General features: G+C 36.0%; 15 protein-coding genes. 14 read left to right on the top strand and 1 reads right to left on the bottom strand.

What is annotated here, in order from left to right:
• Positions 1–153 precede the first annotated feature (153 nt).
• The 8 genes from ACO1D1_RS08450 to ACO1D1_RS08415 all read left to right on the top strand — a co-directional run bounded on the left by ACO1D1_RS08450 (position 154) and on the right by ACO1D1_RS08415 (position 8628).
• Positions 154–1029, top strand: a complete 876-nt coding sequence (locus tag ACO1D1_RS08450) for a LysR family transcriptional regulator (RefSeq protein WP_423335592.1) — start codon at positions 154–156, stop codon at positions 1027–1029.
• A 14-nt stretch (positions 1030–1043) separates the two neighbouring features.
• Complete coding sequence (locus ACO1D1_RS08445) at positions 1044–2171, top strand: AbrB family transcriptional regulator (protein WP_423335591.1); 1128 nt, start codon at positions 1044–1046, stop codon at positions 2169–2171.
• A gap of 340 nt (positions 2172–2511) precedes the next feature.
• Complete coding sequence (locus ACO1D1_RS08440; RefSeq protein WP_423335590.1) at positions 2512–3612, top strand: DctP family TRAP transporter solute-binding subunit; 1101 nt, start codon at positions 2512–2514, stop codon at positions 3610–3612.
• Positions 3613–3699: 87 nt separating this feature from the next.
• Complete coding sequence (locus ACO1D1_RS08435; RefSeq protein ID WP_423335655.1) at positions 3700–4203, top strand: TRAP transporter small permease; 504 nt, start codon at positions 3700–3702, stop codon at positions 4201–4203.
• Positions 4181–5461 carry a TRAP transporter large permease gene (locus ACO1D1_RS08430; protein WP_423335589.1) on the top strand — a complete coding sequence of 427 codons (1281 nt, stop codon included), beginning with the start codon at positions 4181–4183 and terminating at the stop codon, positions 5459–5461. The genes ACO1D1_RS08435 and ACO1D1_RS08430 overlap by 23 nt, the downstream gene beginning before the upstream one ends.
• Positions 5462–6012: 551 nt before the next feature.
• The gene (locus ACO1D1_RS08425; RefSeq protein ID WP_423335588.1) at positions 6013–6828 is read left to right on the top strand and encodes a DNA replication protein DnaD; all 816 of its coding nucleotides are present in this window, start codon (positions 6013–6015) and stop codon (positions 6826–6828) included.
• Positions 6829–7212: 384 nt separating this feature from the next.
• Positions 7213–8130 carry a VOC family protein gene (locus ACO1D1_RS08420; RefSeq protein WP_423335587.1) on the top strand — a complete coding sequence of 306 codons (918 nt, stop codon included), beginning with the start codon at positions 7213–7215 and terminating at the stop codon, positions 8128–8130.
• A 3-nt stretch (positions 8131–8133) separates the two neighbouring features.
• On the top strand, positions 8134–8628 hold the full coding sequence (locus ACO1D1_RS08415; RefSeq protein WP_423335586.1) for an arsinothricin resistance N-acetyltransferase ArsN1 family A: 495 nt from the start codon (positions 8134–8136) through the stop codon (positions 8626–8628).
• Positions 8629–8847: 219 nt separating this feature from the next.
• On the opposite strand, the gene ACO1D1_RS08410 is transcribed toward ACO1D1_RS08415, so the two are convergent.
• Positions 8848–9393: a DUF1697 domain-containing protein gene (locus tag ACO1D1_RS08410; protein ID WP_423335585.1), complete on the bottom strand. Its 546-nt coding sequence runs from the start codon at positions 9391–9393 to the stop codon at positions 8848–8850.
• A 129-nt stretch (positions 9394–9522) separates the two neighbouring features.
• Between ACO1D1_RS08410 and rpiA the strand changes: the two genes are divergently transcribed.
• The 6 genes from rpiA (at position 9523) to ACO1D1_RS08380 (ending at position 14516) form a co-directional block, all read left to right on the top strand.
• A complete protein-coding gene (gene rpiA, locus ACO1D1_RS08405; protein ID WP_423335584.1) occupies positions 9523–10197 on the top strand; it encodes a ribose-5-phosphate isomerase RpiA in 675 nt (224 codons plus the stop codon).
• 397 nt (positions 10198–10594) lie between these two features.
• Positions 10595–10993, top strand: coding sequence for a DoxX family protein (locus tag ACO1D1_RS08400; protein ID WP_423335583.1), 399 nt, complete (start codon positions 10595–10597; stop codon positions 10991–10993).
• An 85-nt stretch (positions 10994–11078) separates the two neighbouring features.
• On the top strand, positions 11079–12017 hold the full coding sequence (locus ACO1D1_RS08395; RefSeq protein ID WP_423335582.1) for a ring-cleaving dioxygenase: 939 nt from the start codon (positions 11079–11081) through the stop codon (positions 12015–12017).
• Positions 12018–12445: 428 nt separating this feature from the next.
• On the top strand, positions 12446–13420 hold the full coding sequence (locus ACO1D1_RS08390; RefSeq protein WP_423335581.1) for a Gfo/Idh/MocA family protein: 975 nt from the start codon (positions 12446–12448) through the stop codon (positions 13418–13420).
• A gap of 107 nt (positions 13421–13527) precedes the next feature.
• The gene (locus ACO1D1_RS08385; protein WP_423335580.1) at positions 13528–14241 is read left to right on the top strand and encodes a pirin family protein; all 714 of its coding nucleotides are present in this window, start codon (positions 13528–13530) and stop codon (positions 14239–14241) included.
• Positions 14241–14516, top strand: coding sequence for a hypothetical protein (locus ACO1D1_RS08380; RefSeq protein WP_423335579.1), 276 nt, complete (start codon positions 14241–14243; stop codon positions 14514–14516). The genes ACO1D1_RS08385 and ACO1D1_RS08380 overlap by 1 nt, the downstream gene beginning before the upstream one ends.
• Positions 14517–14588 lie beyond the last annotated feature (72 nt).

Raw genomic sequence — 14588 nt, 5'->3', positions numbered from 1 at the left:
CCATAAATTTTTTTTATAGCCTTGGTTATATTAATAAATAAATAGAACGATAGATTTCTACTTTCATGTCGTATATAATTTTAATTATTGAAATAATTTTAGTTTAATTCAAATAACCATAAAAAATTTTTATGGTGAAAAGAGGGAAAACTTATGGATGAGAAAGACTGGAACATGTTGGTAACTCTCTTTGAAGAGCGAAATATAACTAGGGCTGCACAAAAATTATTTATTTCACAGCCGGCGTTAACCTATCGTATTAAACAATTAGAAACTGAGTTTAAAACAAACTTGATTGCTAGAGGAAAAAAAGGTATCGAGTTTACTGTCAAAGGAGAATATCTTGTTCAATATTCAAAAGAAATGCGTAACCAATTAAGAAAAGCAAAAGAACATATTTCTAGTTTAGATAAAGAGGTAAAAGGAACGTTACGATTAGGGGCATCTGGTTTGTTTGCCCGTTATCAATTACCAGTTTTACTAAAGAATTTCCTCAACTTATACCCAGATGTTGAGATTAGCCTGAAAACAGGATGGAGTTCCAATATTCTACAAATGTTTCAAAAGGAAGAAGCACATGTCGGCATTGTCAGAGGACCATATGATTGGAACGAAAATAAAGTATTATTTCAAAAGGAAAATATCTTTATCGTATCTAGTAAAAAAATAGATGTTAACGATCTTCCATTTCACCCAAGGGTTAATTACATGACAGACCAGTCATTACGAGATGTCATTGAAAACTGGTGGCAGGAGACGTTTACCGTTCCTCCTAATGTCTCAATGGAGGTTGACCGAATTGAAACCTGTAAAGAATTAGTTCTTAACGGTTTAGGTTACGCTATTTTACCGGAAATCTGTATTAAGGAAGATGACCCCCTTTATAAAGAACCGATTGTTTTAAAAAATAATAGCTTTTTGCAGCGAGAAACTTGGATTTTTTACAGGGACGTTACGTTGGAATTATCACAGGTTAAAGCATTTATAGATTTTCTAATTGAAAGTAAGCAGACAAAAGGGGAGCTTTAATAAGGGGAGTCAGCATGTTGAAGAAGTGGGATTTATCTAACCAAAGCAGAACAATACAATTTATAGCTGCTATTATAACCGCTTTTATTGGAGGGTTACTCTTTAATTTAATAAAGGTGCCAATTCCCTGGCTCCTTGGGCCAATGGCAGCCCTTTTAATTGCTTCACGATTTAAAAATGTAAATTTTTATTGGCCCGTTGGAATGAGGGATACGGGATTAATGATTGTAGGTTATTCAATTGGAATTTCTTTTACAAAAAGTTCAGTTTCAGACATCATTAGCCAACTCCCTTCCATGTTGATCCTGACAACCTTAATCGTCCTAGCTTGTGCAGGTATGGCGTTTGTCATCTCCAAATGGTCCGGCATTGATTATCCAACAGCTTTAACCAGCAGCATTCCAGGTGGGTTATCACAAATTGTAATCTTTGCCGAAGAAATGAAGGGGATTGATCTTACAATCGTTACTTTTTTCCATGTAACCCGAGTTCTAATCGTTGTTTTTTTACTCCCTTTTGTCGTTTTTAGTCCTATCTTTTTAAAAGAAAGAACAACGGGCTCAGCAGAAATTGTGATCAACAGTATGCCATGGAATCATTTTTTTCCGGATATCATTTTTTTCGCAGTCATTTGCTTTTTTGCGGCTTTACTCGGGAAAAAAATCAAATTGCCGGCACCATATTTTTTAGCACCCGTCATGGTTGCTGCCTTACTTAACCTCTTTGTTTTAAAAGGATTACCTCTTCCACCTTCTGTCCTTGACACAGCTCAATTTATGGTTGGTGGTTATATAGGTTTACTATTAAAACCTGAAAAAATGAAAAGTAAAAAGAAAATTATATCATTTGCTCTAATAAGCGGGCTAGTGATGGTAGGAATAACTATGGCTTTTAGTCTTCTATTAACAAAGACATATCATTTATCTACGATAACCGGATTTCTAAGTCTAGCCCCTGGCGGCATGGATCAAATGGGGATAATTGCCCATGAAGTCAATGCGGATTTATCAACGGTGACTAGTTATCAACTTTTTCGAATGCTTTATATTTATATAGCTGTTCCTCCTTTATTGAGATTGGTATTAAAATTAAGCATTAGAAGAAAGAACAACAAATCTATAAATCTTCATATTAAAAGATAGGGGATACACAAAAGACTATTAAAAATTTAATATTTCGTTAAAAAAGTGTGTATTTAACACAAATTACCACGGATGAATATGGGAGTTAAAAAGAAAAGAAGAAATCGTAGTGATTACTTCTTTTCTTTTTTTATGAGCTAGGAAAGAAAAGTTTAGGAGTATAATAATTTTTTTTTATAGTAAATCTAAAAAAATGATATTTTATTTATTCAGAAAATTCAATTAGGATAAATTTAATAAATAACATTAGAAGGTTAAAAAAAGGAGGGTGAACGTAATTAATTAATGCCGGCTATAGGCTGTTACAGCAATACTAATAGAAAAAATAAGGAGAGATTCTATGATGAATAGAAATGAAAGGGTTTACAGTGTCTCGAGTGTTGGGAATAAGAAAAATAATCTTATCAATTTAGCAAAAATGTCTTTGTTATCCTTAGCATTGCTGTTTCCATTGGCAGGTTGTGGAAGCAATGCTAGTTCTGTTGGTGCATCACAGGAAGGAAATAAGGACTCAGATATTCAAAAACTAGAAATTAAACTATCACATGTTGCATCGGATAACACTCCTAAAGGCTTAGCGGCACTTAAATTTAAAGAAATGGTTGAAGAAAAAAGCGCCGGAAAAATAAAAGTTAAGGTTTATCCATCAGGCCAGCTTTACGGTGATAATGATGAGATTGATGCAGTTCAAGCGGGAAACGTGCAAATAATAATACCTGCAGCAGCTAAATTAAGTGGTTTTGTAGAAACATTCGAGATATTTGATTTGCCTTTTATGTTTAAAAATGAAGAACATCTTCGTGCTTTTGAAGATGGTCAGGCAGGTCAACAACTTCTGGCAACATTAGATGATTATGGAATGAAGGGTCTGGCATTTTGGCCAAATGGTTTTAAGCATATTACTAATAATAAAGTAGCTATTGACGAGCCAATAGACCTAAAATCTTTAAAGATACGTACACATGGCGGTCAAATTATAAATGAAGTTTATGATGCTTTAGGTGCTTCTTCGACGAAAATAGCCTTCAACGAAACATATCAAGCCCTTCAATTAGGTACAATTGATGGTCAGGAAAATAGTATAGTAAATATTGAAACACAAAAATATAGTGAAGTGCAAAATCATTTGACCATAACTGGCCACTCCAGATCAGAATATGCTGTTGTTACTAATAAACAATGGTGGGATGGATTAAATAAAGAAACACAAAATCTATTAACAGATGCAATGAAAGCAGCGACTGAAGAAGGAAGAAATCAAGTAGAAATGCTAGAAACCGAATCGATGAAGAATATCAAGAATGAAGGGAAGATTAAGATTATTGAATTGTCAGACCAAGACAAAGAAAAGTTTAAGCAGGCAACAAAACCTGTTTTTGATAAGTGGGCAAAAAAGATGAATCAAGAAATTTTAACTAAAGCTATTGAAGCAGGAAACTAAAAAGAGGGAGGATATGACTCGTTCTTTTTAGTAGTACGAGTCAACTCTTAATATCAGCTTTTATATAAGGAGGCAGGGGCCTTGAGCATGATTAAAAAAATATATTTGTTTTTGGAGGACTTTTCCTCAGGTCTTTTTCTTATAACAGGTTTAGGTCTTATGTTTTATGAGGTAATTATGCGCTATGTGTTTAATTCTCCGACAATCTGGATTAATGAAACAGCTAGTATTCTAGTAGTATGGGGAATTCTGTTTGGGTTATCTGTAGGGCTTCGTGACAACCATCATATTAGCGTAGATATTTTTTATACATTATTTCCAAGAAAAATACAAAAGTTCATTGATATTTTCGCAAATCTTGTTGGTATCGGATTCTGTATTTTTCTGACTTTTAATGGATTTGTGTTAGTGGAGCATACTTTTGAAAGTGGCCAAGTTACAATGGACACAAGGACACCATATTGGATTTACTATCTTGTTATCCCTATTTCTGGGCTGATGTTTATGATCCGCTTTATTGATAGGACCGTAAAAATAATCAAGAATGATGGAAAGGGGGAGAACCTGGATGGAAACCATACTGCTTTTTAGTACATTTGCTATACTCCTTCTTCTTAGAATTCCGATTGCTGTAGCTCTAATAGCTGCAACAACATTTATGTTTTGGCTGGATGGGAGTTTTAATATGTGGACTATTCCACAAAAAATTTTCACCAGTATGAATTCTGTTACCTTAATGGCCATTCCTGGTTTTGTCTTGGCCGGTACGATTATAGCTAAGGGGGGAATAGCTAAATATTTAATTAATTCATTAAGAGCCTGGATTGGTCATATATCTGGTGGATTATCAGTGGTTACGATTGTTGCTTGTGCATTCTTTGCTGCCATAAGCGGGTCAAGTCCTGCTACCGCTGCTGCTATTGGATCAATCATGGTTCCTGCGATGGTTAATGCTGGATATAGTAAGCGATATGCTATGGGATTAGTTGCAGCTTCTGGTACATTGGGCATTCTTATTCCACCAAGTATCCCATTAATTGTATACGGCGTTGTAACAGAACAATCCATTGGTGCGTTGTTTATGGCAGGTGTAATTCCAGGAATAGGATTGACATTATGTCTTGTTATTTACTCAATTATTTATTCACGTATTAAGGGCTATGGAAAATTAGAAAAAGCAAGTTGGTCGGAAAGAATTCAAGCTTCGCGGAAAGCCATATGGGGTGCTTTTTTACCTGTTTTGATATTAGGATGTATTTATACTGGGACAACGACACCGACTGAAGCATCAATTGTATCGGCCGTATATGCTGTAATTGTTTCACTTCTTGTGTATAAAGAGACATCGTTACAAAAATGGAAGGAAATCATTAATGAAAGTATTGGAATAACTGCTATGATAATGCTGATTATTGCAGGTGCAATGACGTTTTCACTGTTTATGACACAGGAACAAATTCCACAAGCACTTGCAGAAAAAATGATGGCTATAGAGTCTTTAAATATCCTTTTATTCTTTGTCTTAACAGCAATCCTATTCTTTATTTTAGGTATGTTCCTAGAGTCTTCTTCTATTATGCTCATAACACTCCCGTTATTATTGCCAATAATGTTATCATTAGGGATTAATCCAATACATTTTGCAATTGTTATGATCATAAATATGGAAATTGCACAAATTACTCCCCCAGTTGGTTTGAACTTATTCGTAATTGGCGGCGTAGCAAAATCAAAATTAAATGAAGTATTTAAAGGATGTATTCCGTTCATAGTTATTATGACCATTTATATGGTTATCGTTATGGCGTGGCCTGAACTTTCTCTCTGGCTACCAAAACAACAATCGTAATGTATTTTGTGCATAATAGATAACTATTTTAATAGTGTGCGGTGGAAATGAATGGTTTGGAATTGGCATTTCCGGTGGAACTTTGTCAAAAAAATATCGGGTGAGTATGTTTTAAAGGAAAACATAAAGTGTAACAAGGGGCCGGTTCTTAATGGGCAATCAAAAATTTTGCGAAAAGAGCTTACCTCAAAATTGCACAAAAGCCCGACTAGCTTATATACTAGTCGGGCTTTTTGATGCGCAAAACTTCCTGTTTTTCCCCAATTCCACCAAAGGTACATGTGCATCGGTCAAAAATGATCCAGGCCGAATGTAGTAAATAAATGAAATAAGCCGTATATTCGATCAAAAATCTTGATATACGGCTATTTGTTATGCGTACTGGAAAGGTTGTGCTTATTTTTATAATTCGGCTTATTTTTTATTTAATGAACCTAATTGCTCTGCACAAAATCGTCACATGTTTTTGAAAAAGCATATGACCGTTACCTTCATTAAACACTATATCTTCTATAGGAGGGATATTATTAGAAGAAGGGCAGTGGTCGAAGATGGCAAAATATAGAATGGTGCGTACTGATTTTTGGAATAATCCGATTGTTTCAGAAGAGATGACCCCGGAGGATAAGTATTTTTACCTCTATCTTCTTACCAATCCTAATACGACTCAAATTGGCATTTATCGAATTACGAAAAAACAAATGGCTTTTGATTTGGGGTATTCGATTGAGAGTGTTCATTCGTTAATGGAACGATTCATCCTGCGCCACAAGGTGATTCGTTATAATCCTGAAACGAGAGAACTCGCGATTAAAAATTGGGGGAAATTTAACCTGCATAAAGGCGGGAAACCGGTTATGGATTGTATCTATTCTGAATTAAAAGATGTCGAGGATCTCTCACTTATTCAATATGTTTCTGAATCTATTCATAAGGAGGAAATTCGCAGCCTATTTGAATCTTTTGGTGGACAAGTAGAGATGCTTTACTGCAATGATGTCAGTGAAGAAGATGAAAATGATACATATGTCGATATTGAATGCAAAGAATTAGACGATACGTTCAAGCCTCGTTATACGATACGGGGACAAAAAGAAAAAGAAAAACAAAAAGAAAAAGAAAAAGAAAAACAACAACAACAATCTTTATACTCCATTCTAGTGAACGATCCTAAAATCGAGAATTCAGTACAGAATAATCAAAAAGATGTGAAAGAAATTGTTGAGTTTTGGGACAACAATGGTTTTGGTTTTACGAACGTAAATGCGAAACAGCAGCCGTTAACTTGGTTAGATGACTCTAGTTTTTTACAGCCGAATCGAATTCTAATGGAAGAGCTATTCCAAGTGGATTTGAACTCAACATAACGGCAGGTGAAGATTTATAATTATGGTTAAAATAGAGTTAATCTAACAGCACTATTCTTTGTTGCGTTATTATTTTCCGGCGGTCTAATCGTGTTTTCCTTAGTGGAACTTTTACAGCTGGGTTAACAGTCTTATTATTAGAACCAATTGGGAGAATCATTTCATTATGCATAATTTATTTGTTTCATAAACCATTTAGGAAAAAGCCAAAATGTTGAATCTGTTACTAGTATTTGTAAATAATGATGGTCAATCTGTACTGATTCAATAAGTTTGTGTTACTTTAACATTATGTGTATTAGATTGATAACGAAATTCTTTAAACTGAAAGTTTGAATCATTCTTGTTATAGGTAAATTATCAGGAAATGAAGGTGGAATACCCATGGCAAATACAAATCAGAAAATCGTTCCGCATTTATGGTATGACAAGGAGGCAAAAGAAGCAGCCGAGTTTTATGCTGCTATATTCCCGGACTCCAAAATTACAGATGTAACAACAATCCATAACACACCCTCAGGCGACTCTGATATCGTCTCTTTTGAGCTATGGGGGCAGAAGTTTATGGCAATCAGCGCAGGACCTTTTTTCAAGATTAATCCGTCGGTATCTTTCTTTGTTAATTTTGACCCATCGCGAGACAAAGACGCAAGAGATAAAATAAATGAGGTTTGGAACAAATTGTCCGAAGGTGGCACAGTGTTAATGCCGATTGATCAGTATCCGTTCAGTGAGAGATATGGCTGGATTCAGGATAAGTATGGTTTGTCCTGGCAGTTAATCCTAACCAATCCAGAAGGTGAAGAGCGACCTGCAATAGTGCCATCATTTTTGTTTGTAGGTGATCAATGCGGCAACGCGGAAGAGGCGATTTGTTTTTATTTATCCGTATTTAAGAATGCAAAGCAGGGTCTTATCGCCCGCTACCCTAAAGGCATGGAACCTGACAAAGAAGGAACAATCATGTTCTCTGATTTCAGCTTAGAAAATCAATGGTTTGCCGCAATGGATAGCGCGCACGAGCATAAATTCAGTTTTAACGAGGCAATCTCATTTATGGTGTACTGCGACACACAAGAAGAGATCGATTATTACTGGGAAAAGCTCTCAGCGGTTCCTGAGGCCGAGCAATGTGGCTGGCTAAAAGATAAGTATGGTATATCCTGGCAGATTGTGCCAAGCGAGATGGACGTGATGATGAGCAAGGGCACACCTGAGCAACTTGCTCGTGTAACGAAAGCATTTCTTAAAATGAAGAAGTTTGATCTTGTGGAATTACAGAAAGCATACAAGGGAGAATAAAAGTTGAAGGATATAGTTATCCGAGAAATAAAGGAACAGGACTTAAAGTTCGTACTAGAAATTTACAATCAAGGAATTGAGGATCGCATTGCGACATTGGAGACGGAAACAAAAGATAGTTCTTACCTGAATGATTGGTTTGAAAAGCATAACGGCCGTTTTAAGGCAATTATAGCGGAACATGAAGGTCAAGTAATTGGCTGGGCTTCCTTAAACCAATACAATAGTCGAAGTGCTTATGATGGAGTTGCCGACCTTTCTGTATATATTTCAAGGGAATTTAGGGGAAAGGGAATAGGGAGGAAGATTTTGGTTGATCTTGAGTCCTTGGCCAAAGAAAATGGTTTTCATAAAATAGTGCTCTTTACGTTCCCTTTTAATCGGTTAGGACAGGGTTTATATAATAAAATGGGTTTTCGTGAAGTAGGTGTATTTAAAAATCAGGGCATTCTAGATGGTAAATATGTGGATGTGATGGCAATGGAAAAATTATTATAACCTGTTTTTGCCGTCACACATAATACCAAAAAGTAGTTGGTAATAGAGGTCGAAAATCGGCTTTGTAATTTGAGATAATAAGAATTAGAAAAAAAGCCAGAACATATAAGTCGTGAATAAACTTGCATATTTTGGCTTTTAATTTCTCCTCAATTCAAATGAACCGGTTCTCCTCGCCCAAAAGGATAAAATCAATTGAAATAAGGATCATCGGGCGAACTACCTAACTTGAGCTTGCATGAGTTCATATATTTTACGAGCGGTGTTTACATTTCTTACGGTAACTTGTTTGTAAAACTTTGATCCTATGATCTTTGACATTCCGCTTTTTGTTACATTTTTCTTGTCAATGGACCATAGAATCGCGCCGGGGACATATTTCACCGTGTCAATATTTGGTTTGATCACTAAATTCATAAGTACCGATTCATCATCAATTTCATCCCATAAAAACATGACATCACTTTTCATGTCATTGTCATTTTTCCACGTGTCAGGAATAGCGTTAATGATTCCTCTGATATCATCGATACTACGAACTACTACTTTAATTTGTAATCTGAAATCATTATGGATCGCGTCTTCTAAAATACGTGATAGTTCAGTTTTTGATATGTCTTTGTATGAAAAAATAATGTTACCTGTATTAATGTAGGTCACCACATGAGTCATCCCGGCTTGTTCAAACGTATGTTTAAGCAGCTTCATGTCAATTTTATTTTTTCCACCCACATTAATCCCCCGAAGAAGAGCGATATAAACCATATCCATCCTCCTTTCGACTTTTTATTTATTCATCTATTATATAAGCAATACTAACAAGAGCAAATTAAAAAAACACTGGTTACATAAAAAATGAATCTCCGGATCCTTAACTGAAAGGGGCAAATGGCCTTGAATGAAAAAAAAGAAGTTGGAGAAAAAGCTGTCGATTTTGTGAAAGAAGGAATGGTGGTTGGTCTCGGAACCGGCTCCACTGTATTTTATACTATTTCGAAGCTTGGGAAATTAGTTCAACAAGGATTTTCTATTAAAGGAATCCCTACGTCCAAACAAACGGAAAAATTAGCAATAGATGTAGGAATCCCACTTGTTTCATTTAATGAAATTGATCATATTGACCTGGCCATTGATGGTGCAGATGAAGTGAATCTCGATTTAGACCTTATTAAAGGTGGGGGAGGAGCCCTTTTAAGAGAGAAAATAATCGCGAACGCTGCTAAAACTTTTATTGTTGTTACAGATTCCCATAAAAATGTAGATAGATTAGGGACTTTTCCACTGCCGATAGAAGTGGTCCCATTTGGATATGAGATGACTATGAAACATATTCTCGACCTGGGTGGCAATCCCGTGTTGCGAAAAATTCAGGGAAATCCATTTCTAACAGATAACGGTAACTATATTATTGACAGCAGTTTTCAAGAAATCAGGGAGCCAAAAGAATTAGAGAAAAATCTAAACCTCATCCCTGGTGTAGTTGATAATGGTTTATTTGTAGGAATGGCAGACACTGTAATTACGATTATCGATAAAAAACTAGTAACGAAAGTCAGAAAAAAGAAATGAAAGAACAAAGATTGCGAACAAGGGGAAGCAAGATGGAATCAATGATCGTTCCTTTTATGAAAAATTTCATAAAGGGCTTTTTATTATTATTTTAATGTTTGCTGTTGACAAATGTAGAAGATGATATATAATGAAAATATCTCAACTTCAAGATATTATATTTCGAGATAAATTGATTGTAAATTGAATTGACTAAAAAATAAAAGGGAGTGTTAATAATGGTAACTTTATATATATCACCTTGTTATATATCATGCCGAAAAGCAAAAGCTTATAGGTTAATGGAAAAAGTACAATAAATTCTTGTTCTTCCAAACCATTTAAAGAAAGTGTAATAGTATATTTTTTGCCCGATATCTCGAAATCGAGATAATTAGAAAACAGGAGGATTATTAAAATGATGAGTATTGGATTATTAATTATTAGGTTAGTGATTGGTTTGTCATTCATGGCACACGGTGCACAGAAATTATTTGGCTGGTTCGGTGGCTACGGCTTAAAGGGTACAGGTGGCTGGATGGAATCCCTCGGATTGAAACCCGGTGTGATGATGGCACTCATGGCAGGATTAGCAGAATTAATAGGGGGATTATTATTTACAATAGGACTTCTTACTCCCCTTGCAGGAATCATGATTGCAGGAACAATGGTTATGGCAATTGTAAAGGTTCATGCCCCTAATGGATATTGGGCAACACAAAATGGATACGAATATAACCTGACATTGATAGCAGTGGTAATTGGTTTAGCATTCATTGGACCTGGACAATATGCATTGGATGCTTATTTATTCTGAAATATCTCGAATTAGAGAATCTTGATTAAGGATTATTATTTTTATAATTAATTGACATCATAATATAAAAAGGAGTGTTTTCTAGATGAGTAAGAAAACAATGGGTATTCATCATATTACTGCGATTGTAGGTAATCCACAGGAAAATGTTGATTTTTATGCAGGTGTATTAGGATTGCGCCTAGTTAAACAAACAGTAAACTTTGATGACCCTGGCACATATCACCTCTATTTCGGAGACGAAGGAGGAAAACCTGGAACGATCATTACATTCTTCCCTTGGGCTGGAGCTCGACAAGGTACTATCGGTGACGGTCAAGTAGGAGTAACCTCATATGTTGTTCCTAAAGGTGCCATGAGATTTTGGGAAACAAGATTAGAAAAGTTCAAAGTACCTTTTACAAAAATGGCACGATTCGGTGAGCAATATTTAGAATTCGATGATCCACACGGACTTCATTTAGAGATAGTTGAAAGAGAAGAAGGTGAAATTAATAAATGGAGTTTTAGCGGGGTGACATCAGAGTTTGCCATCAAAGGGTTTGGCGGAGCCACTCTATTATCAGCACAGCCTACTAAAACAGCAGATTTGTTAGAAAAAGTAATGGGACTTGAATTAGTAGGAAAAGAAGGCGATTTCGCCCGTTACCGTTCCTCAGCTGATATCGGAAATATCATTGACCTAAAATTAACCCCAATTGGACGCGGGCGAATGGGTGTGGGAACTGTACATCACATCGCTTGGAGGGCTAGTGATGACCAGGATCAATTGGAATGGCAAAAGTATATTGCAGCTAATGGTTATGGTGTCACTCCAGTTCAAGATCGAAACTATTTTAATGCCATCTATTTTAGAGAACATGGGGAAATCTTATTTGAAATTGCAACAGATCCTCCAGGCTTTGCACATGATGAATCCCAAGAAACAATGGGAGAGAAATTAATGCTTCCTGCACAGTATGAACCGCACAGAGAACAAATTGAACGTGGGTTGCTTCCATTTAAAGTAAGAGAATTAAACTGATTTTACGAACAGAAATTATTTCTGTGCATTCAATTGACCCAGCCCAGTGTCTGAAAAAGAAAATTATAAATTTCTAATCGGAAAACTTCCGATTAGTTTTTTTGTGGGAACAAAGCAATTCATGTAGTGATTTTTAATCACATATAACCGTTACAATTGAAGAATTTTCACCATTAGTAACTGTTGGAAGTGCTCCGGTAACAGTTTTTCGAATCACTTAGTGTTAAAAAGGAAAAAAATAGTCCCAGATTAAGCCAATCCTTGGTATGGATACTTTTAATTGACAGGTGATTTAGCTATTCCCTATACTAAAAATGACCACATTACAATACTAATGTATCGTAATGTGGTTAAAATGAACCGTTAAAAATGTTATCAAGTATCGTTTCCGGCAATTCCATACATGACAAAAGAAGGAGAATACTGCCATGAAATTTGAGAAAGTTCGTTGGGGAATTATTGGATGCGGTGATGTGACGGAAGTAAAGAGTGGACCGGCATTTCAGAAAACAAAAAATTCAGAGTTGGTTGCCGTTATGAGGAGAACAGGCGCACTAGCGAAAGACTATGCGGAAAGACATAATGTGCCGAAATGGTACGACGATGCTGACGCACTTATAAACGATCCAGATGTCGACGCTGTCTATATTGCGACACCGCCGAGTTCACATAAGAAATATACCATTAAAGCTGCAAATGCAGGAAAACCTGTTTATGTAGAAAAGCCAATGGCACTCAATTTTTCGGAATGCGAAGAAATGATTGCCACTTGCAAGGCGGCTCGCGTCCCTTTATATGTTGCATACTATCGCAGAGCACTTCCTCGATTTAAAAAAATAAAAGAACTGCTGGAAAATAAAGCGATCGGTGATGTTCGTTTCGTATCAATAACACAGTATCAAAAAGCTTCGGAAGATGTAAAGGACTCACAAAATCTCCCGTGGAGAGTTCAGCCTGAATTGTCCGGAGGTGGGCTGTTTTTTGATTTAGCCAGTCATACGCTCGATTTATTAGATTTTTTTCTGGGACCTATTAAAGTTGTTCAAGGTTTTACTTCAAATCAAGCAGGTTATTATCATGCGGAAGATATCGTTACAGGTACCTATCTTTTTGAATCTGGAATTCACGGCGTAGGAAATTGGTGTTTTTCTGCTTTTGAAGATGTGGATGTTAATGAAATCGTCGGCAGTAACGGAAAAATTACCTTTTCCACTTTTGGAAATGAGCCCCTCGTTTTGACGACCATTAGCGGAACAGAGCAATGGAATTTTGAAGCGCCGCAGCACGTTCATCAACCCCTTGTAGAAACGATTGTGGCTGACTTAACAGGAGATACCGGCCATTGTCCAAGTACTGGAGTGACTGGTGCGAGAACAAACTGGGTTATGGGTGAAATAAGATAGGTGACAACAGAAAGCATGAGTGAAGGAGCAAAAAAATGAAAAGGAACGAGAAATCTCAAATTTTATGGTTATGAACAAAGGAAAAAATTCATTAGGGAGTGACAAAATTGATTGAACGTTATCCTGCAGGTACACGATACACAGTTAAAAATGAATGGTTGGAAAGCAATTTAAGTTTTTCATTTGGTGAGTATTATGACACTTCTAATATACGATTTGGTCCACTGCGTGTCTTTAACGACGATACCGTACAAGCAGGACGAGGTTTCGGGATTCATCCGCATCGCGAAGCAGAAATTGTTTCTATTGTATTAAAGGGACAGCTTAAACATGAAGACAACTTGGGGAACTCTGGAATCATTAGCTATGGAAATATACAGCGAATAAGTGCAGGAACGGGAGTGCTTCATTCTGAATTTAACGCTTCCAATCATGAAGAAGTCCGATTTTTGCAGCTATGGTTTTCACCAAATGAAAAAAAGTTAACTCCATCCTATGAAGATATTTCATATGATGTTGAACAATTAGAAAATAACCTATTACCTGTAATCTCCCATACAGGCTCTGAGAGGATGGCGGGAATCCATCAAGATTTAACCCTTTATTTGTCAAAACTAGATGAAAAGAAATCACTGAACTTTCAACAGGAAGAAGGCAGGAAGATTTACATATTTACAATAGAAGGAGAAATTTCAATTAATCAGGATTCCATTTTAAAATCCCAGGATTCTGCTCGGATCACGGACATTCATGAAATTACGATTCGGGGAAATCAAGATAGTTTCTTTTTATTAATTGATTTACCTGGAGGTGAATTTTAATGTTAATGATTCGTCATTCGGTTGGCAGCCGATTGCTATGCCAAACTAATAATTACAGTATTGAAAAGCAAGACGATCGTTGGCTAATCTCCTTATCTGTTGATGAAGAAACGGCTTCGGCAATTTTAGATTTTCAAGATGAGATAAATATATTTGAAGTACAGGAAAACGAGAAGACTTGGTACTACTCCTCTGATGCAAAAATAAATTTTCAACCAGAGGAAAAACTTTTGGCAATACATGCAGATCATAAAACGGTCTATCCGACTCAATGAAAGATAATAAAAAGTCTGTTGGGAGTATTATTCCATCAGACTTTTTTATATTGATCAACCTTTTTACATTTT

This window comes from Neobacillus sp. 19 (assembly GCF_049463095.1).
Classification (GTDB): domain Bacteria; phylum Bacillota; class Bacilli; order Bacillales; family Cytobacillaceae; genus Neobacillus.
Note: the sequence above shows the minus strand (reverse complement) of the source record. Positions and strands in the feature narration are given on the sequence as shown.